Annotated in this window: 24 protein-coding genes; 15 read left to right on the top strand and 9 right to left on the bottom strand. The window is 68.4% G+C overall.

The genetic code is table 11. The annotated features are described in order from the left end of the window. The first annotated feature begins 268 nt into the window (after nt 1-268). The 11 genes from eccA to eccE are packed head-to-tail and all read left to right on the top strand — an operon-like array spanning nt 269 to nt 14,738. A complete protein-coding gene (eccA, locus tag G6N47_RS05940; protein ID WP_083131790.1) occupies nt 269-2,110 on the top strand; it encodes a type VII secretion AAA-ATPase EccA in 1,842 nt (613 codons plus the stop codon). Then, nucleotides 2,107-3,672, top strand: coding sequence for a type VII secretion protein EccB (gene eccB, locus G6N47_RS05935; protein WP_083131791.1), 1,566 nt, complete (start codon nt 2,107-2,109; stop codon nt 3,670-3,672). Before eccA ends, eccB begins: the two co-directional genes overlap by 4 nt. Next, nucleotides 3,669-7,631 (top strand): type VII secretion protein EccCa, encoded by a 3,963-nt coding sequence (gene eccCa / locus G6N47_RS05930; protein ID WP_083131792.1) that lies wholly within the window; start codon nt 3,669-3,671, stop codon nt 7,629-7,631. Before eccB ends, eccCa begins: the two co-directional genes overlap by 4 nt. Further along, the gene (locus G6N47_RS05925) at nt 7,628-7,936 is read left to right on the top strand and encodes a PE family protein (RefSeq protein ID WP_083131793.1); all 309 of its coding nucleotides are present in this window, start codon (nt 7,628-7,630) and stop codon (nt 7,934-7,936) included. The genes eccCa and G6N47_RS05925 overlap by 4 nt, the downstream gene beginning before the upstream one ends. 2 nt (nt 7,937-7,938) lie before the next feature. Next, complete coding sequence (locus G6N47_RS05920; protein WP_083131794.1) at nt 7,939-9,375, top strand: PPE family protein; 1,437 nt, start codon at nt 7,939-7,941, stop codon at nt 9,373-9,375. A 51-nt stretch (nt 9,376-9,426) separates the two neighbouring features. Beyond that, nucleotides 9,427-9,723 carry a type VII secretion system protein EsxG gene (esxG, locus tag G6N47_RS05915; RefSeq protein ID WP_083131183.1) on the top strand — a complete coding sequence of 99 codons (297 nt, stop codon included), beginning with the start codon at nt 9,427-9,429 and terminating at the stop codon, nt 9,721-9,723. After that, nucleotides 9,723-10,013 (top strand): WXG100 family type VII secretion target, encoded by a 291-nt coding sequence (locus tag G6N47_RS05910; RefSeq protein WP_083131182.1) that lies wholly within the window; start codon nt 9,723-9,725, stop codon nt 10,011-10,013. Before esxG ends, G6N47_RS05910 begins: the two co-directional genes overlap by 1 nt. A gap of 17 nt (nt 10,014-10,030) precedes the next feature. Next, entirely contained in the window at nt 10,031-10,891 is an 861-nt protein-coding gene (locus tag G6N47_RS05905) for an ESX secretion-associated protein EspG (protein WP_083131795.1), read from the top strand. A 51-nt stretch (nt 10,892-10,942) separates the two neighbouring features. Further along, complete coding sequence (gene eccD, locus G6N47_RS05900; protein ID WP_139799482.1) at nt 10,943-12,373, top strand: type VII secretion integral membrane protein EccD; 1,431 nt, start codon at nt 10,943-10,945, stop codon at nt 12,371-12,373. After that, nucleotides 12,370-13,755, top strand: coding sequence for a type VII secretion-associated serine protease mycosin (gene mycP, locus G6N47_RS05895; RefSeq protein WP_083131797.1), 1,386 nt, complete (start codon nt 12,370-12,372; stop codon nt 13,753-13,755). The genes eccD and mycP overlap by 4 nt, the downstream gene beginning before the upstream one ends. Further along, a complete protein-coding gene (gene eccE, locus G6N47_RS05890) occupies nt 13,752-14,738 on the top strand; it encodes a type VII secretion protein EccE (protein ID WP_232080136.1) in 987 nt (328 codons plus the stop codon). The genes mycP and eccE overlap by 4 nt, the downstream gene beginning before the upstream one ends. On the opposite strand, the gene G6N47_RS05885 is transcribed toward eccE, so the two are convergent. Then, on the bottom strand, nt 14,735-15,922 hold the full coding sequence (locus tag G6N47_RS05885) for an alpha/beta hydrolase family protein (protein WP_083131798.1): 1,188 nt from the start codon (nt 15,920-15,922) through the stop codon (nt 14,735-14,737). The two genes, eccE and G6N47_RS05885, sit on opposite strands and share 4 nt — an antisense overlap. After that, complete coding sequence (locus tag G6N47_RS05880; protein WP_083131834.1) at nt 15,919-16,824, bottom strand: amidohydrolase family protein; 906 nt, start codon at nt 16,822-16,824, stop codon at nt 15,919-15,921. Before G6N47_RS05880 ends, G6N47_RS05885 begins: the two co-directional genes overlap by 4 nt. A 67-nt stretch (nt 16,825-16,891) precedes the next feature. Here G6N47_RS05880 and G6N47_RS05875 point away from each other — a divergent pair, with 67 nt between their 5' ends. Then, nucleotides 16,892-17,659, top strand: coding sequence for a trans-aconitate 2-methyltransferase (locus tag G6N47_RS05875; RefSeq protein WP_083131799.1), 768 nt, complete (start codon nt 16,892-16,894; stop codon nt 17,657-17,659). Between the two features lie 8 nt (nt 17,660-17,667). On the opposite strand, the gene stf0 is transcribed toward G6N47_RS05875, so the two are convergent. The 3 genes from stf0 to bluB are packed head-to-tail and all read right to left on the bottom strand — an operon-like array spanning nt 17,668 to nt 20,511. Continuing rightward, nucleotides 17,668-18,474: a trehalose 2-sulfotransferase gene (gene stf0, locus G6N47_RS05870; protein ID WP_083131800.1), complete on the bottom strand. Its 807-nt coding sequence runs from the start codon at nt 18,472-18,474 to the stop codon at nt 17,668-17,670. Continuing rightward, nucleotides 18,471-19,850, bottom strand: coding sequence for a sulfatase family protein (locus tag G6N47_RS05865; protein ID WP_139799491.1), 1,380 nt, complete (start codon nt 19,848-19,850; stop codon nt 18,471-18,473). Before G6N47_RS05865 ends, stf0 begins: the two co-directional genes overlap by 4 nt. After that, nucleotides 19,840-20,511, bottom strand: a complete 672-nt coding sequence (gene bluB, locus G6N47_RS05860) for a 5,6-dimethylbenzimidazole synthase (RefSeq protein WP_083131802.1) — start codon at nt 20,509-20,511, stop codon at nt 19,840-19,842. Before bluB ends, G6N47_RS05865 begins: the two co-directional genes overlap by 11 nt. A gap of 28 nt (nt 20,512-20,539) precedes the next feature. Here bluB and G6N47_RS05855 point away from each other — a divergent pair, with 28 nt between their 5' ends. The 3 genes from G6N47_RS05855 to G6N47_RS05845 all read left to right on the top strand — a co-directional run bounded on the left by G6N47_RS05855 (nt 20,540) and on the right by G6N47_RS05845 (nt 21,996). Next, nucleotides 20,540-21,223 carry a hypothetical protein gene (locus G6N47_RS05855; protein ID WP_232080135.1) on the top strand — a complete coding sequence of 228 codons (684 nt, stop codon included), beginning with the start codon at nt 20,540-20,542 and terminating at the stop codon, nt 21,221-21,223. Between the two features lie 82 nt (nt 21,224-21,305). Next, a complete protein-coding gene (locus tag G6N47_RS05850) occupies nt 21,306-21,710 on the top strand; it encodes a helix-turn-helix domain-containing protein (protein WP_197945471.1) in 405 nt (134 codons plus the stop codon). Further along, nucleotides 21,697-21,996, top strand: coding sequence for a hypothetical protein (locus G6N47_RS05845; RefSeq protein WP_083131805.1), 300 nt, complete (start codon nt 21,697-21,699; stop codon nt 21,994-21,996). Before G6N47_RS05850 ends, G6N47_RS05845 begins: the two co-directional genes overlap by 14 nt. On the opposite strand, the gene G6N47_RS05840 is transcribed toward G6N47_RS05845, so the two are convergent. From G6N47_RS05840 to G6N47_RS05825, 4 genes are read right to left on the bottom strand one after another with little or no spacing between them, the layout of a single operon-like run. Then, the gene (locus G6N47_RS05840) at nt 21,984-22,466 is read right to left on the bottom strand and encodes a hypothetical protein (protein WP_083131806.1); all 483 of its coding nucleotides are present in this window, start codon (nt 22,464-22,466) and stop codon (nt 21,984-21,986) included. The genes G6N47_RS05845 and G6N47_RS05840 overlap by 13 nt on opposite strands. A gap of 27 nt (nt 22,467-22,493) precedes the next feature. After that, the gene (locus G6N47_RS05835) at nt 22,494-23,327 is read right to left on the bottom strand and encodes a hypothetical protein (protein WP_163659562.1); all 834 of its coding nucleotides are present in this window, start codon (nt 23,325-23,327) and stop codon (nt 22,494-22,496) included. After that, nucleotides 23,324-23,938 carry a hypothetical protein gene (locus G6N47_RS05830; RefSeq protein ID WP_083131807.1) on the bottom strand — a complete coding sequence of 205 codons (615 nt, stop codon included), beginning with the start codon at nt 23,936-23,938 and terminating at the stop codon, nt 23,324-23,326. Before G6N47_RS05830 ends, G6N47_RS05835 begins: the two co-directional genes overlap by 4 nt. Nucleotides 23,939-23,973: 35 nt before the next feature. After that, nucleotides 23,974-26,328, bottom strand: coding sequence for an ATP-binding cassette domain-containing protein (locus G6N47_RS05825; RefSeq protein ID WP_083131836.1), 2,355 nt, complete (start codon nt 26,326-26,328; stop codon nt 23,974-23,976). Nucleotides 26,329-26,548 lie beyond the last annotated feature (220 nt).

Below are 26,548 nucleotides of genomic sequence, written 5' to 3'. Positions count from 1 at the left end.
TCACCGGGCTGGGGAACCCGACACCCCGGCGAACCGACTGATAGTGAGACCCGCTCAATCGAGGGCGTCAGCGTGGGGTATCGTCCCGGACGAGGCGTTATCGAAAATGGTTTTCATCAACGCGTGGTGCCGGAAGGAGGCTGTCGTGTTCCGCCAGTCTCATCGATGGGGCCGCTGGCTGCTCCAACAGGGGCGTCTCGACACTTAGCTTATGCAATGCTAACTTCAGCGAAGTTAGGTAGCACTAACAACAGGAGGAGACGGGGGCGTGGACAGCGCTGACACCGGCACGCTTGCGACGCGGCCCGCAACTGCCCGGGTTGACGACGACGTCATCAGCCGATTCGCCACCTGCTGCCGAGCGCTCGGGCTTCAGGTTTACGACCGCCGGCGCCCGGCCGACCTGGCCGCCGCCCGGTCCGGCTTCACCGCCCTGACCCGGATCGCCTATGACCAGTGCGATGCCTGGACCGGGCTGGCCGCTGCCGGTGACGTGTCGGCCCGTGTGCTGGAAGCGATTTCGCGTACCGCCCCCACCGCGGGGATATTGCAGCGCCGCGTCGAGCTGGCGCCGGGAGCGTTGGGTTTCTACTACGACACCGGTCTGTATCTGCGGTTTCGCGCCTGCGACCCCGACTCTTTCCATCTCGCCTACGCAGCGGCGCTGGCCGGGGAGGGCCGCTACGCCGACGCGCACAAGCTGGTCAGCGACATCACCGGGCGCCGGCCCAGCTGGCGCGACGCCCGCTGGGTCACGGTGGCCATCCACTACCGCGCCGAGCGCTGGTCCGACGTCGTCAAACTGCTGACCCCCGTCGTCAACGATCCTGACCTCGACGAGACGTACGCTCACGCCGCCAAGATCACGCTGGGCATCGCATTGGCCCGGCTGGGCATGTTCGCTCCCGCGTTGTCGTACCTGGAGGAACCAGACGGGCCGGTCGCCGTCGCCGCCGTCGACGGCGCGCTGGCCAAAGCGTTGGTACTGCGCGCACACGTCGACGAAGAGTCGGCAAGCGAAGTCCTGCAAGACCTTTACGCGGCTAATCCGGAAAACGAGCAGATCGAGCACGCCCTATCCGACACCAGCTTCGGGATCGTCACCACCACCGCGGCCCGGATCGACGCGCGTACCGATCCGTGGGATCCGGAGACGGAGCCGTCCGCCGAGGATTTCATCGACCCCGAATCCCGGGAACGCAAGGCGGAATTGCTCGCCGAGGCCGAACGCCAGCTTGCCGAGTTCATCGGACTGGAACAGGTCAAAAACCAGGTGGCGCGGCTGAAGAGCTCGGTGGCAATGGAATTGGTGCGCAAACAGCGCGGCCTTACGGTGGCCCAGCGCACCCACCACCTGGTGTTCGCAGGACCGCCCGGCACCGGTAAGACCACGATCGCCCGAGTCGTCGCCAAAATCTATTGCGGCCTTGGCCTTTTGAAGAAAGAGAACATCAAAGAGGTGCACCGCGCAGACCTGATCGGCCAGCACATCGGTGAGACCGAAGCCAAGACCAACGCGATCATCGACAGCGCGCTGGACGGCGTGCTGTTCCTCGACGAGGCCTACGCGCTGGTGGCCACGGGCGCCAAGAACGACTTCGGGCTGGTGGCCATCGACACCCTGCTGGCCCGGATGGAGAACGACCGCGACCGGCTGGTGGTCATCATCGCCGGGTACCGCGCCGACCTGGACAAGTTCCTCGACACCAACGAGGGTCTGCGTTCACGGTTCACCCGCAGCATCGACTTCCCGTCGTACAACCCGGGCGAACTCGTCGAGATCGCGCACAAGATGGCCGAACAACGAGACAGCGCCTTCGAGAAGGCCGCGCTCGACGACCTGGAGAAGCTGTTCGCGCACCTGGCCTCCTCGACGACTCCCGACTCCAACGGCGTCAACCGGCGCAGCCTCGACATCGCCGGTAACGGCCGGTTCGTCCGCAACATCGTGGAAAAGTCCGAGGAAGAAAGAGAATTCCGATTGGATCACTCGGAGCAGGCCGGCACCGGTGAGTTCACCGACGACGAACTGATCACGATCACTGCCGGCGACGTCGCCAATTCGGTGGAGCCGCTGCTGCGTGGCCTCGGCCTGTCGGTGCCGGCATGACGGCCCGCGAGTCCGAGGACGAACGGCGCTCGTTCTCGTCGCGCACTCCGGTCAACGACAACCCCGACAAAGTCGTCTACCGTCGCGGCTTCGTCACCCGCCACCAGGTGAGTGGCTGGCGATTTGTCATGCGCCGCATCGCATCTGGGGTTGCCCTGCACGACACTCGGATGCTCGTCGACCCGCTGCGCACCCAGACCCGTTCGGTGGTCATGGGTGTGCTGATCCTGGTCACCACCCTGGTGGGCTGCTTCGTGTTCTCGCTGATCCGGCCCAACGGGTCCCCGGCCAACAACCCGGTGCTGGCCGACCGTTCCACCGCCGCGCTGTACGTGCGGGTCGGGGATCGGCTGCACCCGGTGCTCAACCTCACCTCGGCGCGGCTGATCGCCGGCCGGCCGGTCAACCCCACCACCGTGAAAAGCAGTGCGCTGGACCAATTCCCACGCGGCAACCTGATCGGCATCCCCGGTGCGCCGGAGCGGATGGTGCAAAACACCAACAAGGACGCCAACTGGACGGTGTGCGACGCCGTCGGTGGCCCGGATGCCGGGGTCACGGTGATCGCCGGGACGCCGGACAGCAGCGGCGCCCGCGCGGCGACGCTGGCCGCCGGGCATGGTGTGCTGACCAAAAACGACGCCGGCACCTGGCTGCTGTGGGACGGCAAGCGCAGCCGGATCGACGTGGCCGACCGCGCGGTCACCGGAGCGCTGGGCTTCGGCACCGACGTACCCGCGCCGCGGACCATAGCCGCAGGCTTGTTCAACGCGATTCCCGAGGCGCCGGCGCTAAGCGCCCCGGCCATCCCCGACGCCGGAAGCCCGCCGCAGTTCCCGCTGCCGGTGGCAGCGCCGGTGGGCGCGGTCGTCGTCGCCTACGCTGCGGACAACACCCCGCTGTACTACGCGGTCTTACCCGATGGGCTGCAACCGATTTCGGCGGTGCTGGCCGCGATGTTGCGCAATGCCAACTCCTATGGCCTGGACCAGCCGCCCCGGCTCAGCGCCGACCAGGTCGCCAAGCTACCGGTGTCGCGGGTGCTGGACACCGCACGCTATCCCGATCAGCGGATCAGCCTGGTCGACGCCGCCCATGATCCGGTCACCTGCGCGCACTGGAGCAAGCCGGAGGGAGCCGCCACCAACTCGCTGACGCTGCTGTCCGGCTCGGCGCTGCCGGTGCCCGAGGCGGTGCACACCGAGGACCTGGTCAGTGCCGGCGCGGGCGGGACAGCCACGCGTGTCGCGCTGGCGCCCGGGACCGGTTACTTCGCCCAAAGCGTCGGCCAGGGCGCGGAGTCACCGGCGGCCGGTTCGCTGTTCTGGATCTCCGACACTGGTGTGCGTTACGGCATCGACACCGAAGCCGGCTCCACCGGTCACTCCAAAACCGTTGAAGCCCTTGGCCTCAACCCGCCCCCGACTCCGATTCCGTGGTCGATGCTGTCGCTGTTCGCGCCCGGACCGACGCTGTCGCGCGCCGATGCGTTGCTCGCCCACGACGGCCTGGCGCCCGACAAGCGGCCCGGTCGCACGACCTCAGCTGAGGAGACCCGATGAGCCGTCTGATCTTCGAGGCCCGCCGCCGGGTGCCGCGGCCGGCGAGCCGCAAGGGAGCCATCAACATCGAGGCGCCGCCGGAGCTGCCGCGGGCGATCCCGCCGTCGCTGCTGCGGCGCGCGCTGCCCATCGTGATCGTGATCCTGATCGTCGGGATGATCGTCGCAATGGTCGCCACGGGGATGCGGGTGATTTCTCCGCAGACCTTGTTCTTCCCGTTCGTGCTGTTGCTCGCCGCGACGGCGTTGTATCGCGGCACCGACAACAAGATGCGCACCGAGGAAGTCGACGCCGAACGGGCCGACTACTTGCGCTATCTGTCGGTGGTCCGGGACAACATCCGCGCCCAGGCCGCGGAGCAACGCGCGGCCGCCGAATGGTCGCATCCCGCCCCGGCCGAACTGGTCGCGATACCCGGTTCGCGGCGTCAGTGGGAGCGCGACCCGGCCGACGACGACTTCCTGGTGGTGCGGGCCGGGCTGCATTCGGCGCCGCTCGCCGCGGCGCTGCGCGTCAACGACACCGCCGACGAGATCGACCTGGAACCGGTGTCGCACAGCGCTTTACGCAGCCTGCTGGACACCCAGCGCACCGTGCGCGACGTGCCGGCCGGCATCGACCTGACCAAGGTTTCGCGGATCACCGTACTCGGCGACACCGATGACGTGCGGGGGGCGCTGCGCGCCTGGATCGCCCAGGCGGTGACGTGGCACGACCCGACCGTGCTCGGCGTCGCGCTTGCCACGCCCGACCTTGAGTCCCCCGACTGGTCGTGGCTGAAATGGCTTCCGCACGTTGACATTCCGGGCCAGGTCGACGGTGTCGGTCCGGCCCGCTACCTGTCGACCAATATCGACGAGCTCGCCGCGCAGCTGGGCCCGGCGCTGGCCGACCGTCCCGCATTCAACGGTGGTGCGGCCGACGCGCTGCGGCACCTGCTGGTCATCGTCGACGACCCCGACTATGACGTCAACGCGTCGACACTGGCGGCCGGATGGGCCGGGGTCACCGTCATCCACCGTTCGGCCACGCCTCCGCACCGCGAACAGTATTCGGATCCCGAACGGCCGATCCTGCGCGTGGCCAACGGCGTCGTCGACCGGTGGCAGACCGGCGGCTGGCAGCGCTACGTCGACACCGCCGACACCTTCGGCGCCGACGAGGCCGCGCATCTGGCGCGGCGGCTGTCGCGCTGGGACTCCAACCCCACCCACAGCGGGCTGCAGTCGGCGGCCACCCGCGGCGCCACTTTCACGACGCTGCTGGGGATTCCGGATGCGTCACGGCTGGACGTGCCGACGCTGTGGGCGCCGCGGCGCCGCGAGGACGAGCTGCGGGTCCCGATCGGGGTCACCGCGACCGGCGAGCCGCTGATCTTCGACCTCAAGGACGAAGCCGAGGGCGGCATGGGCCCGCACGGCCTGATGATCGGCATGACAGGCTCCGGCAAGTCGCAGACGCTGATGTCGATCCTGTTGTCGCTGTTGACGACTCACCCCGCCGACCGGCTGATCGTGATCTACGCCGACTTCAAGGGTGAGGCCGGCGCGGACAGCTTCCGCCACTTCCCGCAGGTGGTCGCGGTGATCTCGAACATGGCGGAGAAGAAGTCGCTGGCCGATCGGTTCGCCGACACGCTGCGCGGTGAGGTGGCGCGCCGCGAGGTGCTGCTGCGGGAGGCCGGTCGCCGGGTCCAGGGCAGCGCATTCAACTCGGTCACCGAGTACGAGAACGCGATCGCGGCGGGCCACGACCTGGCGCCGATCCCGACGCTGTTCGTGGTCGCCGACGAGTTCACTCTGATGCTGGCCGACCACCCGGAATACGCGGAGTTGTTCGACTACGTTGCCCGCAAAGGCCGCTCGTTCCGCATCCACATTCTCTTCGCGTCGCAGACGCTGGACATCGGCAAGATCAAGGACATCGACAAGAACACCTCCTACCGGATCGGTTTGAAGGTGGCCAGTCCCGCGGTGTCGCGGCAGATCATCGGTGTGGAGGACGCCTACCACATCGAATCGGGCAAGGAGCACAAAGGCGTGGGCTTCTTGGTGCCCGCACCGGGTGCCGCGCCGATCAAGTTCCGCAGCACCTACGTCGACGGCATCTACGATCCGCCGCAGGCAGCGAAAACGCTTGTGGTGCACTCTGCTCCGGAGCCCAAGCTGTTCAGCGCCGGGCGCGTCGAGCCGGACCAGGAGACTGTGATCACCGGCGCCGACGAGGAGGAGCCCACCGGTCCGCCGCGCAAGCTGATCGCCACGATCGGCGACCAGTTGGCCCGCTACGGGCCGCGCGCGCCGGAGCTGTGGCTGCCGCCGCTCGACGAGCCGATCCCGCTGAGGTCGGTGCTGACCCGCGCCGCGATACCGCAAGGACAGTGGCGCTGGCCGCTCGGCGAGATCGACAAGCCGTTCGAGATGCGCCGCGACCCGCTGGTGTTCGACGCGCGCTCGGCGGCGGGCAACATGGTGATCCACGGTGGCGCAAAGTCGGGTAAATCGACTGCGCTGCAGACCTTCATCCTCTCGGCTGCCAACCTGCACGCGCCGGGGGAAGTGAGCTTCTACTGCCTGGACTACGGCGGCGGGCAGCTGCGGGCGCTGGAGGATCTGGCGCATGTCGGCAGCGTGGCGTCGCCCCTGGAGCCCGAGCGCATCCGTCGCACCTTCGGCGAGCTCGAGCAACTGCTGCGCATCCGCCAGCAGCGGGAGGTGTTCCGGGACCGGTCTGCGCTCGATGACGGCTTCGGCGAAGTGTTCCTGGTCATCGACAACCTCTATGCCTTCAGCCGGGACAACACCGACCAGTTCAACACCCGTAACCCGTTGCTGACCAAGGTGACTGAGCTGGTCAACGTCGGCCTTGCCTACGGCATCCACGTGATCGTCACCACGCCCAGCTGGCTGGAGGTGCCGCTGGCAATGCGTGACGGTCTCGGGATGCGGCTGGAGCTCAAGCTGCACGACTCTCGCGACAGCAACGTCCGAGTGGTGGGCGCGCTGCGCCGCCCGGCCGAGACGGTGCCGCCGGACCAGCCCGGCCGCGGGCTGACCATGGCCGCCGAGCACTTCTTGTTCGCGGCCCCCGAGCCCGACCAGGTCGCCACGGTCAACGCCCGCTACCCGGGAGCCGAGGCGCCGCCGGTGCGGCTGCTGCCGACCAACCTCGCTCCGACCGAAGTCGGCGCCGTCTATCGCGGTCCGGACCGGGTGGTCATCGGCCAGCGCGAAGAAGACTTGGCCGCAGTCGAAGTCAACTTCGCCGAGAACCCGCTGCTGATGGCGTTCGGCGACACCAAGTCGGGTAAGACCACGCTGCTGCGCCACATCATCCGCACTGTTCGCGACCACTCGACCCCCGAGCAGGTCGCGTTCACGGTGCTGGACCGCCGGCTGCATCTGGTCGACGAGCCACTGTTCGGTGACAACGAGTACACCACCAACATCGACCGCGTTATCCCGGCGATGCTGGGGCTCTCGGCCCTCATCGAAAAGCGCCGCCCGCCCGCAGGTTTGGCGCCGCACGAACTGGCCGGCTGGAGATACCGCGGCCACACCCACTATCTGATCATCGACGACGTCGACCAGATCCCGGATACGCCGGCGATGAGCGGCCCGTTCATCGGGCAGCGGCCGTGGACCAGCCTGATCGGGCTGCTGGCGGAGGCCGGCGACCTGGGCCTGCGGGTGATCATCACCGCGCGCGCCAGCGGGTCCGCCCACGCGTTGATGACCAGCCCGCTGCTGCGCCGGTTCAACGACCTGCAGGCGACCACGTTGATGCTGTCCGGCAATCCGGCCGACGGCGGCAAGATCCGTGGTCAACGATTCGAGCGGTTGCCGGCCGGGCGAGCGATCCTGTTGGGCGACAACGACAGTCCCACGTACGTGCAGTTGGTCAACCCTCTGGTCGACGAGGGGGTGACCGTTGACGGTCGAAAGGAGTATCTGCAATGACGCTGCAAGTTGTTCCCGAGGGGTTGGCCGCGACAAGCGCGGCGGTGGAAGCGATCACCGCCAAGCTTGCGGCTGCCCACGCGAGCGCGGCTCCGTTGATCAGCGCAGTGATACCGTCTGCGGCCGACCCGGTTTCGCTGCAGACGGCTGCGGGCTTCAGCGCCCAGGGCAGCGAGCACGCGACCGTGGCCGCCCAAGGCGTCGAGGAGCTGGGCCGAGCGGGCGTCGGCGTCGGGGAATCCGGTGCCAGCTATGCCACCGGTGATGCGGCCGCGGCCTCGACCTACCTGGTTGCCGGCGGCTGACTATGACAGCGCCGGTGTGGATGGCTTCGCCGCCGGAGGTGCATTCGACGCTGCTCAGCAGCGGTCCTGGGCCCGGGTCGCTGCTGGCGGCCGCGGCGGCATGGACCTCGCTCAGTACCGAATACGCGTCCGCCGCAGGCGAACTCACCACGCTGCTGGGCGCTGTGCAGGCCGGCTCGTGGGAAGGCCCGACCGCGGAGCAGTACGTCGCCGCCCACCTGCCCTACTTGGCGTGGTTGACACAGGCCAGCGCGAACAGCGCAGGGGTGGCCGCACAGCACGAAGTGGCAGCGGCGGCCTACACCGCGGCATTGGCCGCTATGCCGACCCTGCCCGAGCTGGCCGCCAACCATGCGATCCACGGGATCCTGGTCGCCACGAATTTCTTTGGGATCAACACGATTCCGATTGCGCTGAATGAGGCGGACTACGTCCGGATGTGGGTCCAGGCTGCCACCACTATGGCGACCTATCACGCGGTTTCGGGCACTGCGCTGGCCTCCGCACCGCGCACCACGCCGGCGCCGACGGTGGTGAAATCGAACGGCGTCACCCAGGCCGCTAGCCAGGCGCCGTCTGGGTCGGACTTCTTCAGCCAGATGCTCAACCAACTGATGCAGCTGTTCCAGAATCCGGGCCAGGTGCTTCAAGCGCTGTTGACGAACCCGGCCGCTTGGGTGACGTATTTCCCGCTGCTGTTTTTCATTGGCTACCAAGTGTTCTGGAACCTCGTCGGCTGGCCGACGTGGGCGATGATCCTCAGCGCCCCGTTCGTCCTCCCGCTGGCGATCGGCCTTGGTGTCAGCGCACTGATGACCACGGACGCCCCGGTGGCACCTGGCCTGGTGCCGGCGGTGGTCGCAGCACCCGCCGCGGCCGGCACCGCATCGCCGACCGCAATGCCGGTCGCCGCCATGGCGCCCGGTGTCCCCGCCTCGGTTGCCACAGGATCAGCGCCGGCCGCCGGCACCGCAGCGGCGGGCGCGGCACCGGCTGCCGCGCCGGCGGCACCGGGCTTTGCCTACGCGGTGGGCGGTATCTATCCGGATGGCGGTCCCGGCCCGAACCTGCGCGATCGCGAGGGCACCAAGGCGCCGGCCGCGCACATTCCGGCCGCTGCCGCGGTAGGGGTATCGAGTCGGGAGAAGGCACGCGCACGACGCCGCCGCCGGGCGGCGCTGCACGACTACGCCGACGAATTCGCCGACATGGACCCCGATTTCGATCCCGCCGAGCCGCAGACGATGGCCTCGGGGAACGGTGCAGGGCGGTTGGGGTTCGCCGGCACGGTGGGCAAAGACACGGTCGCCGCGGCGTCGGGATTGGCGACGCTGGCCGGTGACGAATTCGGCGGCGGCCCGACGATGCCGATGGTGCCCGGCACCTGGGAGGCAGAGGAGGCTGACCATACCAACGGCGAAGGGGGAGAACACAACTGAGAGAGCACGGCGTATCGCACGATGACAGTCGATGAGGAAAGGATGTGAGTGATGAGCATGTTGGATGCTCATATTCCGCAGTTGGTGGCGTCGCAGTCGGCGTTTGCGGCTAAGGCGGGGTTGATGCGCTCGACGATCGGTCAGGCCGAGCAGGAGGCGGTGTCGGCGCAGGCGTTTCATGTGGGGGAGTCGGCGGCGGCGTTTCAGGCCGCGCATGCCCGGTTTGTGGAGGTGGCGGCGAAGGTGAATGCGCTGCTGGATGTCGCGCAGGCCAATTTGGGTGATGCGGCGGGTACCTATGTGGCCGCCGATGCCGCGGCCGCGTCGACGTACACGGGAGGTTTCTGATGTCGCAGATTATGTACAACTACCCGGCGATGCTGGTGCATGCCGGGGACATGGCCTCCTATGCGGCCACGATGCAGGGCCTGGGGGCGGATATCGCGTCCGAGCAGGCGGCGTTGTCGGCGGCGTGGCAGGGCGATACCGGGATGACGTATCAGGCGTGGCAGGCGCAGTGGAATCAGGCGATGGCCGATCTGGTGCGCGCCTATCACGCGATGGCCGGCACGCACGAGACCAACACCGTCTCGATGCTGGCCCGCGACCAAGCCGAAGCCGCCAAATGGGGCGGCTGACCGGAGTCGAAGGTTAGATGGGCAACGAGCCTAATGCCGTCGAGCTGACCGTCGAGCAGGCGTGGTTCATCGCCGAAACCGTTGGCGCGGGGACATTCCCGTGGGTCTTGGCGATCACCACGCCCTACACCGACGCCGGCGAACGCGGCGCATTCGTCGAGCGGCAGACGAGCGAACTGGCCCAGATGGGTCTGCTGTCCGCCGACGGCGCAGTCAACCCGGCGGTGGCCGACTGGATCCGGGTGGTGTGTTTCCCGGAGCGGTGGCTGGACCTGCGCTACGTGGGACCCGCCAACGACTCCGGGCCTGGCGAGATGCTGCGCGGCATCGTTGCGCGGCGCGGCGACCAAACCGTTGTCGCGCTGCGCAACGCGCAGCTGGTGACGTTCACGTCGATGGAAATCGACGACGCGCGGGCGCTGGTGCCCGTGCTCGGAGTCGGGTTGGCGCACCGCCCGCCGGCCCGGTTCGACGAGTTCAGCATGCCCGCCCGGGTGGGCGCCAGGGCCGACGAGCGGCTGCGTAACGGCGCGCCGCTGGCCGAAGTCCTTGAATACCTGGGCATTCCGGAGTCGGCGCGGCCCGTGGTCGAATCGGTGTTCACCGGCCCGCGCAGCTACGTCGAGATCGTCGCGGGCTGCCGCCACGACGGCCAGCACGCCACCACCGAAGTCGGGATGAGCATTGTCGACACCACAGCGGGCCGGGTGCTGGTCAGCCCGTCGCGCGCCTTCGACGGTGAATGGATCTCGACGTTTCGCCCCGGCACACCGTTCGCGATCGCCATGGCGGTCGAACAACTCACCACAACCTTGCCCGACGGTCAATGGTTCCCGGGCAAGCGGTTGTCCAGAGACTTCAGCGTCCAGTCGTCGTAAACAGCACAGAGAAAGAGAATCCATGTCCCGCCAAATTCTGAGGATCCGCTGATGTCGAGCGCTGTGATGCCGATCGTCCGGGTGGCCATCCTCGCCGACAGCCGGCTGACCGAGATGGCCCTGCCCGCCGAGCTACCGCTGCGTGAGATCCTGCCCGCGGTCCAACGTTTGGTGGTTCCCACCGGTCTGGACGGTGAGTCCGACGCCGCCGACGGCGAGCCAGCCGTGGACACGGCAACACCCGCGCGGCTCAGCCTTGCCCCGATCGGCGGCGCGCCGTTCAGCCTGGACGCCAGTCTGGACACCGTCGGCGTCGTGGATGGTGATCTGCTCGCGCTGCAACCGGTGCCGCCCGGGCCGGCCGCGCCGGGCATCGTGGAGGACATCGCCGATGCCGCGGTGATCTTCTCCGCCTCGCGGTTGAAGCCGTGGGGAATCGCGCACATTCAGCGCGGCGCGCTCGCCGCGGTCATCGGGTTGGTGCTCGCCGCAACCGGTTTGGCGGTCGCTCACCGTGAGGTCACCGGCGCGCCGGCGGGATTGATCGCGGTGGGCGTGATCGCGGTGCTCACTGCAATCGCAGGACTGGCAGCGCGTTCGGCGCGGGCCGGTACCGCCTTGTCCGCGGCGGCGTTGGTACCGATCGCGGCCGCGTTGACGTTGGCGGTGCCGGGCGACTTCGGGCCGGCGCACGTGATGCTGGCCGCAGCAGGGGTTGCGGCATGGTCGCTGATCAGCATCATCCTTCCCCGTCGGGGACGCGAGCATGCCATCGGATTCTTCACCGCCACAACAGTTCTCGGGGTCGGTGTATTGCTGGCGGCTGGCGCTGCGTCGCTGTGGCAGCTGCCGATGCTCACGCTGGGCTGCCTGCTGATCGTGGTGGCGCTGTTCGTCACCGTCGAGGCCGCCCAGCTGTCCGCGCTGTGGGCGCGGTTCCCGCTGCCGATCATCCCGGCGCCCGGCGATCCCACCCCGTCGGCCCCGTCGGCACGGGTGCTCGAGGATCTGCCGCGCAGGGTTCGCATCAGCGACGCGCACCAGACCGGCTTCATCGCGGGTGCGGTGCTGCTCAGCGTGCTCGGATCGGTGGCCATCGCGTTGCGGCCGGAGACACTGGCCGTGTGGGGCTGGTACGTGGTTGCGGCGACCGCGGCCGCGGCGGCGCTGCGGGCCCGGGTCTGGGATTCGGCGGCCTGCAAGGCATGGCTGCTGGCGCAGCCGTATCTGCTGACCGTGGTGCTGCTCGTGATCTACACGGCGACGGCGCGCTACATTCCGGCGCTGTGCGCGGTGCTGGTGCTGGCAGTGCTGGTGCTGGCGTGGGTGGTGGTCGCCCTGAACCCGCCGATCGCCGAACCGGAGAGCTACTCGCTGCCGCTGCGCCGGGTGGTGGGATTCGTCGCGTCGGGCATCGACGCGTCGCTGATCCCGGTGATGGCCTATCTGGTCGGGATATTCAGCTGGGTGCTCAATCGATGATCCGTGCCGGATTCGCTTGTGTCGCCGCGGTTCTGGTTGCGGCGGTGTGGTGCTGCCCGCCGGCCGCGGCGATCAGCCCGCCGGTGGTCGACCCTGGCGCCGCGCCGCCCAACGGTGCGCCCGGGCCGGTGCAGCCGATGGAACAACGCGGTGAATGCAGCACCTCCGGCGTCATCCCCGGCAGCGATCCCGGCGCCGTCACGCCCAATCAAAAGATGCTGGATCTGCCCGCGGCGTGGCGGATTTCGCGCGGCGACGGTCAGTTGGTTGCGGTCCTGGACACCGGGGTCCGGCCCGGGCCGCGGCTGCCCACCGTGGAACCCGGTGGCGACTATCTGGAATCGAGCGACGGCCTGACCGACTGCGACGGGCACGGCACTCTGGTTGCCGGGATCATCGCCGGCCAGCCCGGCGACGACGGCTTTGCCGGAGTCGCGCCGGGCGCGCGGTTGCTGTCGTTGCGCACCGCGTCGGCGAAGTTCTCGCCCCGCATGCCGGGCGGCGATCCCACACTGGCGCAGGTGACTTTCGACGTCACGGCGCTGGGCCGGGCCATCGTGCACGCCGCCGACCTCGGGGCGCGGGTCATCGACGTCTCGGCGGTCACGTGCCTGCCCGCCGACCGCAGCGTCGACCAGGGGGCGCTCGGTGCGGCGATCCGGTATGCAGCCGTCGACAAGGATGCGGTGATCGTGGCGGCCGCCGGCAACAGCGGGCCGACCGGGTCGATGACCGGCGGCACCGCGTGTGAGTCCAACCCGCTGACCGATTTGAGCCGGCCCGACGATCCGCGCAACTGGGCGGGCGTCACGTCGGTGTCGATCCCGTCGTGGTGGCAGCCCTATGTGCTCTCGGTGGCATCGCTGGCCCCGGATGGCCAGCCGTCGAAATTCACCATGGCGGGCCCGTGGGTCGGCATCGCGGCGCCGGGCCAGGACATCGTGTCGGTGAGCAACCGCGACGACGGCGGCCTGGCCAACGGCCTGCCCAACCAGCGTCAGCAATTGATGCCGTTGAGCGGCACCAGTTATGCGGCCGGGTATGTGGCGGGGGTGGCGGCCCTGGTCCGCAGCAAGTATCCCGAGTTGAGTGCCGAGCAGGTGATCCGCCGTCTCACCGCAACCGCGCACAACGGCGCCCGGGCGCCGTCCAATGTGGTGGGCGCCGGCAGCGTGGACGCGGTCGCGGCCTTGACGTGGCAGTTGCCCGTCGGCGCCAAATCCGATGCGGCGCCGACGAAGCCGATCGCGGCACCGCCGGAGCCCGCGCCGAAGAACTACACCCCGCTGATCGTCGCGGGAATCGGAACCGCGGCGTTCGCACTGGCCGTCGTGGGTGCTGCCGCGATCGCGGCGCGCCGTCGAAAGGAGCTCACTTCGTGAGGCAGTCACTGACCGGACGGATCAGCCTGGTGTTGCTGGCCGTATTGGCCGCAGTCATGGCCCATCCGTGGCATACCCCGCGTGAGCGGTGGGTGCTGGGCATCGCGGTCGCCACGGTGGTGGTAGTGCTGGCCTGGTGGCGCGGACTGTTTTTCACCACGATGGTGCGCCGCCGGCTTGCGATGCTGCGCCGTAACCACATGCGCGCCCCGCTGGCCCGCGCCGGCGTCGACGTGTACACGACCGCGTTGCTTCGGATCGTCAACCCGCCCGAGGACGAGCCGGACCTGCTGCCGCTGCCGCTGATCGCGCGATACCTGGACCGCTACGGCATCCGCGCCGCCGCGGTCCGGGTCACCAGCCGGGAGAGCGGCGGCGACAACGGTGTGCCCCAGCGGGACACCTGGATTGGGCTGACCCTGTCGGCGGCCGACAACCTTGCGGCACTGCAGGCCCGTTCGTCGAACATTCCTTTGCATCAGACCGCGGAGGTTGCGGTGCGCCGGCTCGCGGACCATCTCCGCGAGATCGGCTGGGCGGCATCGCCGGTGGAGTCCGACGACGTCCCGACGTTGTTCGCGCGGCCCGCCCGGGAAACCTGGCGCGGCGTCAAGGAGGCAAGCGGCGATTACGTTGCGGCGTACCGCGTCAAGGCGGACGAGACGCTGCTCGACACCCTCGCGGTGATCAGGTCGTATCCGGCCCGCGAAACGTGGACCGCGCTCGAAATCTCCGGCACGGCGGGCGATCAGACGCTGGCGGTCGCGTGCGCCTTCCGCACCAATGCCCATCCCGCCGGCGGCGCACCGATATCCGGGTTGACGCCGCAATCCGGTAACCACCGGCCGGCGCTGGTGGCGTTGGACCCGACATCGACCGAAAGGCTCGACGGTCACTCCGATCTGCCCGACGGCCTGCTCGGGCAACTGCGCTGGCCCAGCACAGTCGCGCGGCAGTCGCGCCCGCGGCATGCCGCTCTCTAGCCGAACATGAACCCGTGCAGGAACGCCGTCATCCGGCGCAGGTACTCGAGCTGGCTGATATGCATGAGGTGACTGCCCGGGAACCAGTGCAGCGCACAGCGATTCCAATGCTCCCATAGCATCTCGGCCTGCTCCGGCGGCGCGAACCGATCGCCGAGACCGGTGATGATCAACCTGCGGTCCATCGGCACCAGCGGTCGGTAGTTCAACGGGCAGTGGTAGGACAGCGCGGCGGCCAACTCGTCGCGGCGGATGTCGCTGCTCCGCAGCCCCAACTCGACCAGCTTGTTGGCCGGGAACCAGTCGTCGAACATCGTAATCGGTGTGACGACAGGGCAATTGGGGACAACAGCCTCGAGCCGGTCGTCGACCGACGCGATCAAGGCCGACGTGTAGCCGCCGAGCGACAGTCCGGTGAGCGCGATGCGCTCGACACCGGTGTGGCGCAGATAGTCCAACACGGACCGAAAGTCGTGCACCGCCTGGGCCGATGCCTCGGCGAATCCGGTCAGGCCGCGGGCAAAGTAGCCGTAACCGCTGAACGGTGAATATTTTTCGGCCCTGCGCCCATGAAACGGCAAGGTGTAGAGCAGAACGTCGTAACCCGATTTGAAATACCACGGCAGGGAGAAGAACAATCCGTTGGCCAAGTAGGACGATCCCAGGAAGCCGTGGATGACGCAGAGCGTCGGGCGCGGCCCGTCGTCGTGGCGCCAGTGTTGCGCCCGTACGATGTTGTTGCGGCGCAACGTGCGCCACTGCGTACGCAGCGCGGAGTTGACCGCCGCGAAGCTGCTGGCGAAGGCGATGTTTTCGACGGTGCCGTGCGCGATCCGCTGCGCTACCGGGTTGGCCGGCCGCGACGCCACCCGCGGCAGCGTCGTCGGCGCCGGGAAGGACTTCGCCGGATCGCGTTCGGCGGCCAGCTCGGCATAGAAACGAAGATTCTCGCGCTCGCGACGGATTTCGCTGCGGCGCATCGTAGTAGCGAGCACCGGCGGCGTCATCGCCACAGCGAGCATCGTGGCGACGGCGGTGCGCATCCCGAGATCGCTGACCGCGGACGCCTCGACGATCGCACGCTGTCGCGCCGGCAGCGCCGACCGGTCCGGCAGGCCTTCGGCGCCCGCGTCGGCGCCCGGCACCTCGGGCAGCGGAATGGGCGGGTTGGCATCGGACGTCATTGTCGGCTGCTCTCTGTGCTCGGGAAGAAAAGTGTGGCCGCATTCTCATAGAACACGGCTCGCAACCAGGTGTCGTCGATTCCGGGCAATTCGGTGAGCCAGCGCATCGCATCGGCGTAGCGGTGGGGAATGTTGGGGAAGTCGCTGCCGAACAGGATGCGGTCGGCAAAGTCCCGCAGCCGGGGCAGTTGAGCCGGCGGGAACGGCATGACGTCGTCGGTGAACGGCGTGAAGGCCATCGTGGTGTCCAGTCGCACCTCGGCCGCGCTCTCGCAGATATTGAGAAACTCGGCGTACTCCGGCATTCCCATGTGCGCCACGATCAACCGCAGCCGCGGATAGCGGCGCAGCAGGCGACGGATCGGTTCGGGCCCGGTGTATTCACCCGGCACCGGCCCGGAGCCGCAGTGAATCACGACCGGCACGCCCGCGTCCTCGATCAGCCCCCAAACCCGGTCCAGCAGTGGGTCGTTCGGCTCGTAACGGCCGACCTGGATGTGTGCTTTGAAGACCCGGGTGCCGTCGCGGATCGCGGTCTCGACATAGTCGGCGGCATCGGGTTCGGGGTAAAACGTCGCGGTGGCAAGGCAATCCGGTGTGGACCGGGCGAACTGGGCGGCCCACTGGTTCAGCCAGGCGGCCATCTGCGGCTTGTGCGGGTAGACCAGCGCGGTGAAGCCCCGCACCCCGAATTGCCGCAGCATCGCGACCCGCCGGGATTCGTCGGCCCGGTAGGTGATGGGCCAGTGCCGGCCCACCAGCGGACCGGCGGAGTCGAAGTAGTTCCACACCTTGTCCATCACCGATTTCGGCATGAAATGGGTGTGAACGTCGATCACGCCCGGCAGGTCCAGAGCGGACCAGACCTGCCGGACGCTCGCCGCTTCGTCTTCGTCAGCCATCTCCACCTCGACTCGTCTACGTTTGTCATACCAGTCGGTACACGGGCCGTTGACCGGGAGGGACGACATGTGGGATCCGGACGTCTATCTGGCCTTTGCGGATCAGCGCGCCCGCCCCTTCTATGACCTGCTGTCATGGGTGGGCGCGGAGCGCCCGCGCCGTGTCGTCGACCTGGGCTGCGGGCCGGGCAACCTGACACTGCAGCTGGCCCGGCGCTGGCCGGACGCGGTGGTCGAGGCGCTGGACAACTCGCCGGAGATGGTCACCGCGGCACGCGAGCGAGGCGTCGACGCGTCCGTCACCGATCTGCGCAATTGGACGCCGCAGCGCGACACCGACGTGGTGCTCAGCAACGCCGTCCTGCAGTGGGTGCCCGAACACCCGGAACTGATGGTCCGCTGGGCGGGGCAGCTGGCCGCCGGCTCATGGATCGCCGCCCAGATGCCCGGCAACTTCGAGACTCCGTCGCACGCCGCGGTGCGCGCGCTGGCGCGCCGCGAGCCCTACGCAAAGGCGTTGCGGGACGTGCCGTTTCGGGTTGGCGCGGTGGTCCACCCGCCGGCCTATTACGCCGAGCTGCTGATGGATGCCGGCTGCAGTGTCGACGCCTGGGAAACGACGTATTTGCATCAGCTGCGCGGCGAGCACCCGGTGCTGGACTGGATCAGCGGCACCGCGTTGCTGCCGGTGCGCGAGCGGCTCAGCGACGCCGACTGGGAGCGGTTCCGCGCCGACCTGATCCCGCTGCTCGCCGACGCTTACCCCACCCGGCCCGACGGGATCACGTTCTTCCCGTTCCGGCGAGTGTTCGTCGTCGCCCAGGTGGGCGCGTAGCCGCACTGCTACTGCGGCAGGCCCAGTTCCTCCGCCTCGGCGCGGTAGCGGTCCACCCACTCGTCGGAGCGCTGGTCGGCCTGGCGTTCCAGGACCGGCGCGGGCGCCAGGCGCGGATCGAGCCCGAGCGCCTCGAGCACCGTGGCCACGATCGAGGTCAGGTTGCGCCACAGCACCGGGTAGGCGACGTCGATCGGGTCGATCTGCTCCTCGGCGAACCAGTTGCGCCAGCCGTTCTCCTGCTCCCGCAGGATCGTGACGATGTGGGCGATCGCGCCCGCGTGGTAGACCGCCCGCGAATCCCGTTCCGGGTCAGGACGTCCCCGCCACACCCGGGTCTGCACCGCCCGCCAGAACGACACCGCCTGCGAGACCACGTCCGGCCGGTACACGTGCACGAAAACCGGGTCGCTGCCGATGACGTCACGGATCGCCGCGCGCAGGCCCTCACCGCTGCGGTCGGGCAGCCCCGCCGCCCGCTCCTGCAGCAGCGACGTCTGGTTCCACATCAGCTTGCCGCCCCAGACACCGTTGGGTGTGCGGCCCGAGCTGCGGATGTGCTCACGCCAGGCCACCGCCGACGCGGTGTCCGGTGTGCCCGGCTCCAGCGGATCGAGCAGCCGTAGAATCGTGGGGTCCTCGACTCCGGCGAACCATTCCCGCGGCTGCGGGGCCATCCCGGTGCTGGGCAGGTACTGGAAGAACTCCTGCGGCTCGCCGGCACATCCGGTCGCGCGCAACGATTCCACCAGCAGCGTGCTCCCACTGCGCTGCGAGGCCAGCACCAGATACGACGTCGGGACGCAAGACTTCACTTCTTGACCTCGTCTTCGATACCGCGATCGGCGGCGATCGCCGACCGGCTGGTCGGCACCTTCGCATGGATGCGAAGGTAGGTTTCGGTGTAGCGCGCCGCAATTCGGCTGCCGGCGAAGTCCGACGGGATGACGTCGCCCGTCTGCTGACGCCACTCATGCAGCAGCACAGCCAGATCGGCGGCGATCGCATCGGCGTGGCCGGTGTCGTCGCTGCCCAGCAGGTTGTTGGTCTCGGTGGGGTCTGCGCGAAGGTCGTAGAGTTCGCGTCCCGGCCGCGGCGCGGTCACCAACGGCGCCACGGCATGCCCGGATGGGCTTTCCTCGATATCCCACGGCAGATCCAGCAGCGGGCGATGCGCGTAGTTCTCGATGTAGCTGTATTCCTTTGTGCGAATTGCCCGTATCGGATCGAACGAGTCGTGATAGGTCTTGGCGGTGTAGACGTGTTCGCGGACCGGGGTGGTGTCGCCGGCCGTCAGCAGCGCCCGGGCATGGGAGATGCCTTCGATGTCGTCCGGCTCGTCGACGCCCAGCAGACCCAGCAGAGTGGGCACCAGGTCCACACCGGAAAACATCTCGTCGTAAACCCTTGGCGCCAGCCGCATTCGGGTGGGCGGACGGATGATCATGGCAATGCCCGTGCCGGCGTCGTACAGCGTGGATTTCGCGCGGGGGAACGCCGGGCCGTGGTCGGTGAAAAACACCACCCAGGTGTTGGCGTCCAGGCCGGTGGCGGCCAGTGTGTCCAGTATCCGACCGACAGCGGCGTCGGCGGTTTTGATGGAGCCGTAGAAGTCGGCCATGTCCTGGCGGACTTCGCCGGTGTCCGGCAGATAGTCGGGCAGCGCGACGGCGGTCGCGTCGGCCGGTTCGTAACGATCTCGCGGATAGGGCCGGTGTGTTTCGAAGAATCCGGCCGTCAAGAAAAACGGTCGCCTCCCGGCACGATCATGCAGCCACTGCTCGGTCCGCTCCACCACGTACTCGCAGTAGGAGTTCGAGACGTCGAATTCGTCGAAACCCAGCCGAGACGGATATGACGTCTCGTGCTGCATGCCGAAAAGCACTGAGTACCAACCGGATTCGGAGAGAATGTCCGGCAGGGTGCGCACGCCGGAGCGGTACTCCCAGCCGTGATGGGCCAGGCCGACCAGCCCGTTGCTCTGCGGGTAGCGGCCGGTGAACAGCGATCCGCGCGACGGCGAACACAGCGGCGCGGTGGCATGTGCCCTGGTGAACAGGATGCCCTCGTCGGCCAGCCGGTCCAGCCGGGGGCTCGAGACATCGGTGTGGCCGTAGACGCCCAGATAACGACCAAGGTCGTGCCAATGCACGACCAATACGTTGTCGGGCGTTTCGTCACTATCGCTGATCGCCGCCACCTCCCCAGCTGTTCTCGGACACGAACTCGGCCAGCGGCCGGGCAAACGCCCAGCCGTCCAATTCCAGCGCCGGCCGGTCGGGAAAATCGGGTACCGGCCCCAAGCACAGTATGGCCACCGGTTCGGCGTCGGCCGGCATGGACAGCAGAGCCGCCAGCCGCTGCGGATCGAACAGCGACACCCAGCCCATCCCGAGACCTTCGGATCGCGCTGCCAGCCAAAGGTTTTGGATTGCACACGACACCGACGCCAGATCCATCTGCGGCAGGGTGCGCCGCCCGAAGACGTGGGCTTCCCGGCCGTCGCGCAGAGCCACCACCAGCAGCTCGGCGCAGTCCAGAATGCCCTCGACCTTCAGCGCCAGAAATTCCTGGGCGCGCCGGCCCAGCGCGTGCGCGGTGATCAGCCGCTCCTCGTCGACCAGGGCGTGGATGCGTCGTCGCAGCGAGTCGTCGGTGATCCGGATGAACCGCCACGGCTGCATCAGCCCGACGCTGGGCGCGGCGTGCGCGGCCTGCAGCAGCCGCGCCAGTACGTCGTCGGCGACGGTGCTACCCGGCACGAACCGGCGCATGTCGCGCCGCTCGCAGATCACGCGGTAGACAGTTTGCCGCTCGAGCGGGCTGAATGCGTGATCATTCACAGGGGCCATCGTAGAAACCGTTGCTGCAACTCGGTGGATGGCCCGCCATTCGGGTATTATCGTATCTGATAACCGAGGACTTATGAGTCGAGCCGACTTCGACGACGTGCTGCGTTCGGCGGCGCGTTTGCGGAAACTTGTGCCGGACGCCGTTTTGGTCGGCGGATCGGACGACCACGACCATGTGTTGGCTGATCTCGCCGGCCGGTTCGACGCTGTTCTAGGGGCGCTCGAGGCCGACCCTGAGTGGGTGCTCAATCGTGCAGTGCCCGGCAAGTTATTGCTCGGCGCGCTGGGCGACATCGAGGTGGGAATTCGGCAGCTTATTCGTCGGCGGCCGCTGGAGAAACAGGTCGTCGAGATCCCAGGGGGTGGCACTCTCGTCGCGCCCACCCCGGAGGAGACTCTGCGGATAAAGGGCTATTTGTTGGTCAAGCGGAACCAGACTCGTGATTATCTCGATGTGGCCGCACTTGCGCACCGTTTCGGAACGCAATGGGCTGCCGATACTTTGGCCGACATCGACGCCTACTACGACGAGGGCGTTCAAGGTGCAACCTCGGTAGCCGAACAAGTGTTGCGCCAACTCGGTCAACCGCGACCGCGTGATTCGCGAACCACGACCAGGCTTGGTCAGTACAAGGATCTGGCGCCTGAATGGCGATCGTGGAACGCGGTCGTTCGGCAATGCCAAGCCGTCGCCGACGCCATGGTGGGATAGCTCAGGCCCAATGCGCACTCTCCGATTCCGCAACCTGAATGTCAGCCCGAATGATCCTGTCGAACGGTGGGGTGTCGAGGGAATGCTCGCGGCAATCGACCGCGGCTCGTTGCTGCATTGGCGGCGCATCGCAGGCGCGGTGCGTGCTGACCCCTGGGGGCCGGCTGCCAACGATCTGGAGGAGGCGCTGGATCTCGCGGAGGATGTTGGTGTCGTGGCGACACTACGGCGAACCCTCACGCAGGCGCGACATGACATTGACGCCAGGGCCCGCGAGGAAGTTACGCGCCGACTGCAGCTCCTTGTCCAACGGTCGGGACTCACCGCGGCTCAATTCGCGCGGCGGCTGGGGACTTCGGCGTCGCGCATGTCGACCTATCTGACCGGAAAAGTGGTGCCGTCTGCGGCGTTGCTGGTGCGCGCCGAGAGCGTGGCTCAGCAGGCCGAAATCTCACGGAAGAAGGAGTCTGGCCATGAAGTTTCCTGAATCGCTCGATCAATTGCCGACGAATGGTGCCAGCCGGCGCGTCTACGGCGAGCCATACCGGACCGCCGAGGGCGCCACCGTCATCCCGGTGGCCAAGGTCCGCGGTTCCGCCGCGACACCGCTGGGCGTGTTCGTCGTCCACGGGGAGAAGGCTTCGTGGGTGGCGGCCGTCGACGCCAACCGAATCGCGTTGATCGGGGTGATCACCGGCCTGCTCGCGGCGGTGATCGGCAGTTTGGCCGTGCTGCGGCGCCCGCCCTGGCCGGACCTGCGTTACGGCCGGTAGGTGACGCCGACCGCGCGGAAGATGTATTCCGGCGGCATGTCGAAAGCCAGCGATTGGCGTGGCAATCCGGTGAGCACGTCGCCGGGGATGGCGGTCTTGTAGTGCAGCGACAGATGCCCGTGGAACGCGGGGTCGACCCGCCCGACGTCGAGTTCGACCTCTAGGCCCGTCGACGCGAGTTGCGCCGTCGCCGGGCCCGTTTGCGGCGCGTCCCACCGCACGTCGACGGTGGGACCGGCCAGCTTCGGCAGCGACGACAGGGTGGCCAGCACCCGCTGCGAGGTCAACACCAGTGAGCCGACATAGCTTGCGACGCTGTGCGCCGAACGCAGGCCTGGGATGGCGCCGCTGAACCGCCGGGTGACCGCGACATAGTCGGCGAGGTAGAGCAGGCCTTCGGCTTCGACCTGTGCGCGCACGTCGGCGGGCAGCTTGCCGATACCGAACAGCCTTCGGACAATGACCGCCATGCGCCCAGTATGACCACGGTGGCGGTGCTAGTGCTCGCGCCCGCTGGTAATGGGTTTGCCCGCTACTCGCTTGGTCACCTCGGGCAGCGGAGCGGCGATTCGTCCTTGTACCGGTGCACCGTTGCGCACCGACCCAACGACGACACGTTTGGTGTCGGGCTTGGGGGTGTCGGCCGTACCGCGCGCAGCGGGCATGGCGGCCGGGGGCATCATCGGCACGGCGCCCGCCCCGCTTCTGGCGGTCGAGGGCTCGGGCGGGACCGGCGCCACGGGCACGGTCGGCGACGACGCCGGGACCGTAGCGGCCGACGGGGCCGGTGGCGGCCCGAGCATGGCCGTCGGTACGGTGGCGTCGACTCCGCCGCTGCCGAAACCCGCACTGCCACTGGGTAGTTCGTCCGAGACTTCGTACGTTTCGTCGGGTGCGATATCGCTGTCCGCCGTGGCATCACTCTGCAGGCCGCTCATGCCCATCTGCATCGCCTGTTGCCCGGCTTGGGCGACCTGTTGCGGGGCTTGGGCCAGCGGTTGCAGTGCGCCGCCGAGCGCGCCGGCGACGGCGCCCGCCAGACCGGACGCCAGCTGCGGTAACGCAGCCAGCTGCGCGGCCGAGTCTTGTTCGTTGGCGGGGAATTTGGCCTCGGCGTCGGCGGCTTTGGCGGCCCGCTCGGCCTGTCCGGCTTGCGCGTCGGTGAAGTCGGACGGGACACCGAGGTTGGCCGCGGTGCCCAACGTCGCCAGTAGGTTGTCGACGATCGAGCCGGGGTCGGGAATGCTGGTCGGGGGGATCGGTGGCGGCGGCGTATTGGCCGCGGCAGCGGTGGCGTAACCGGTTGGGACGGCTTGGAATTCGGGACTCATGCCGGCTTGTGCAAGAGTGCGGCCAGCCGGTCACGGCTCACGGCGGGCCGGGTGAACACGGCCTCGATCCCATGCTGCGCGGCGAACTGGCGGGCGGATTGGTCGATGCCCTCGGCGGCGAGCACCTTTTGGATCGCGTCGAGAATGTCCTGGCCGTACCTCGCGGCCTTGCCGCCGGCCCGGCTCTGACAGTCCATCACCACGTCGACGAACCCGTCGAGCTTGGCCGCCTCAGAGTCTCTACCGCCCTCGATGTGCCGGATCCGGCTGTCGCCGTCCTCAGCGATAGCGGTGAGCTCCGCGCGCAGTTCGCGCACCGCGTCGTGTGCGGAATCGAAGGCCGCCCTTTTGATCTCGTTCTTCTCCGCGATGCTGTGGGCATGGTCCTCGCCGCGGCGGAATGCGTCGTGCACGTCGTCGGCGGTCACGCCGACCTGGTCGGCCAGTGGCCCAAAGCGGGCCTGGCACAGCCGGTCTCGCAGATCATGATAGGCCGCCGCGACGGTGCCGCATTCGGCCGACGCATTCACCAGGAGTGCCAGGTTCGCGCCGGATGGCCACACGTGACCGACCAGGATCTGCGAATACCGGCCGGGCGGGAAGTCCGACATGGGCCGATGGTATCGGCGCGGCGCGAAAGCGCTATTCAGCTTTTGGCGCTGTGCACACGCAGCCGCAGCCGGAACCGCACGAACAGGGTGGCGACGACTCCCAACAGCGTCAGCATTCCGACGTCGAGCACCCAGTAGTGCGGCGAATGCGACCACAACCGGTCGGCGGGCACCATCGGCTCGATCGCCCGCAGCTCGACCGTCGACGCCGAGGCGGCGAAACCCCACCGCGCCGGCAACAGCCACGACGCCTGGTCCAGGCCCATCCGGCCGGTCACCGGGATCAGCCCGCCCGCCATCACCATCGACACCATGATCGCCACCACCAGCATCGGCAGCACCTGCTCGGTGGAGCGGGCCAGCGACGACAGCGCCAGGCCCACCATCGCCGAGACGATCGCCATCAGCGCCAGCGTCACATACAGCTCGGTGACCGCGTGCACTGGGCCGTGGCCCAACAGCACCGCGCCGCGGGTCGGCATGCCTTTGCCGGCGGCCATGATCGCGGTGAGGATCGCAGTCTGCAGCACTGCCGCGGCGCTGAACACGACGACCTTGGCGGTCAGGTACGCCGTCGCCGACAACCCCACTGCCCGCTCGCGCTGAAAGATCAGCCGTTCCCCGACCAGGTCGCGAATCGTCAGCGCGGTCCCCATGAACACCGCGGCGATGTTGAGCAGGATCAGGATCGAGTTGGGTTCGTCCGAATCCGGCCCGGCGAGATGGAATCCGGTATTGCCCGGCACCGCCAGCGACAGCACGCCCAACACGAACGGCAGCACCGCAAGGAACGCGAAGTAGCCGCGGTCGGCGGCGATGAGCCGCATCTGGCGACGTGCCAACGTGAAAACCTGACGCCGCCGGCGGGTGCGCGGCGGAGTGCCCAGCGGTGCCGCGGCGGTCGTCGGCCGTCGTCGCGGGGCGGGCGGATGTCGTGCCAGGAAGGCCTGGTGCACGCCGTCGGGGTCGGTGCTGACCCGGGCGAAGATGTCGGCCCAGTCGGTGCTGCCCATCGCCGGCCCGATTTCGGCGGGCGGGTCGGCGAACGCAGTCTTGCCGCCGGGAGCCAGGAGCAGGATCTGGTCGCACATGTTGACGTAGGTCAGCGAGTGGGTGACCACGATGACCACCCGGCCGGCGTCGGCCAGGCGGCGCAGCATCGTCATCACCTGGCGGTCCAGCGCCGGGTCCAGCCCCGAGGTCGGCTCGTCGAGGATGAGCAGCGACGGGCCGGTCAGCAGTTCCATCGCCACCGACGCGCGCTTGCGCTGGCCGCCGGAAAGCTTGTCAACACGGGTCTTTCGGTGTGGGGTGAGGTCGAGCTCGTCGAGAACGCGCTTGACCACCTGCCGACGGTCGTCGGCTGAGGTGTCCGGCGGCAGCCGCAGTTCGGCCGCATATCCCAGCGCCTGTTCGAGGGTGAGTTGGCGGTGCACCACGTCGTCCTGGGGGACCATGCCGATCCGGGAGCGCATCGACGCATACTCGGCGTGCACGTCGTGCCCGTCGAAGGTGACCACGCCGGCGGTGGGCGTTGTGGTGCCGCCGATCAGCTTGACCAGGGTGGATTTGCCCGCGCCCGACGGCCCGATCACCGCGGTCAGCGTGCCGGGCCGCGCGGTGAACGACACGTCGGTCAACAGTGGGTGACCGTCGATGGTCAGCGCCAGTCCCTGGGTGGTCAGGCCGCTGCTGCGCGCCGGTGCGGTTCGCGGCAGCAAGGTGTGGCCAGACACCACCAGGTCGGTGTTGCCAACGGTGACGACGTCGCCGTCGCGCAGCAGGGTGCAGGTGATCGGGGTGCCATTGACGAATGTGCCGTTGCTGCTGTGATTGTCGCGGATCTCGAGGCTGGCCGCGGTGGACACCAGGACCGCGTGCACCCGGGATGCCAACGCGTCGTTGACGACGATGTTGTTGGTCTTGGCGCGGCCGATGGTCGCCGAGCCTGCCGGCGCAGACCCGGGCCGCGGCGCTCGCCGCAGCCGCATGGTGCGTTCCCTGAAAGCCGGTTCGCTGGGCCGGGTTTGGGGGCCGCTGCGTCGCAGTGGAGGGCGTGTCGGCGTGGGGATGCTGCGTAGCGTGCGCGGGTTGCGGGGTTCGGGCGGTGCCGCGGACGCGGCGACGCGGAATGTCAGCTGCGGGCCGCGCGGGCTGCCGAGCGTGACGCGCTGGCCGTCGCGGATGCTGACCAGCGGCACGCGCACGCCGTCGAGGTAAACGCCGTTCTGGCTTTTGTCGACGACGACCCACCGGCCGTCGTCGAAGCGCAGAATCGCGTGAACGCGCGAAATCAACGTCAGGTCGGCCGGGTTGCCGTCGTGCAGACAGATGTCGCAGTCGCGACCGCGGCCGACGATGACGTCGCGTTCGGCGGGGAAGGTGTACATCGCCGAACCCAGCCAGACGGTCAACGGCAGCTCGCCCGGTCCGTTCGCCACGGCGAGCCGGGTCGTGTTGCCTGCGTCAGACGTCATCCAGTTCTTTCATGTGGCCGTGCGGTTTTGGCAACGAATGGTCCTGTCGGTGCAGGACATCGGTTGCCGATCATATAGACCGAACCTGCGATCGGCGGGACGCGGCGGCTGTGTCGCGCCCGCGCAGTGACCG

This window comes from Mycobacterium branderi, from assembly GCF_010728725.1.
Taxonomy (GTDB): domain Bacteria; phylum Actinomycetota; class Actinomycetes; order Mycobacteriales; family Mycobacteriaceae; genus Mycobacterium; species Mycobacterium branderi.
This window is presented reverse-complemented; position numbering and strand designations above follow the sequence as displayed.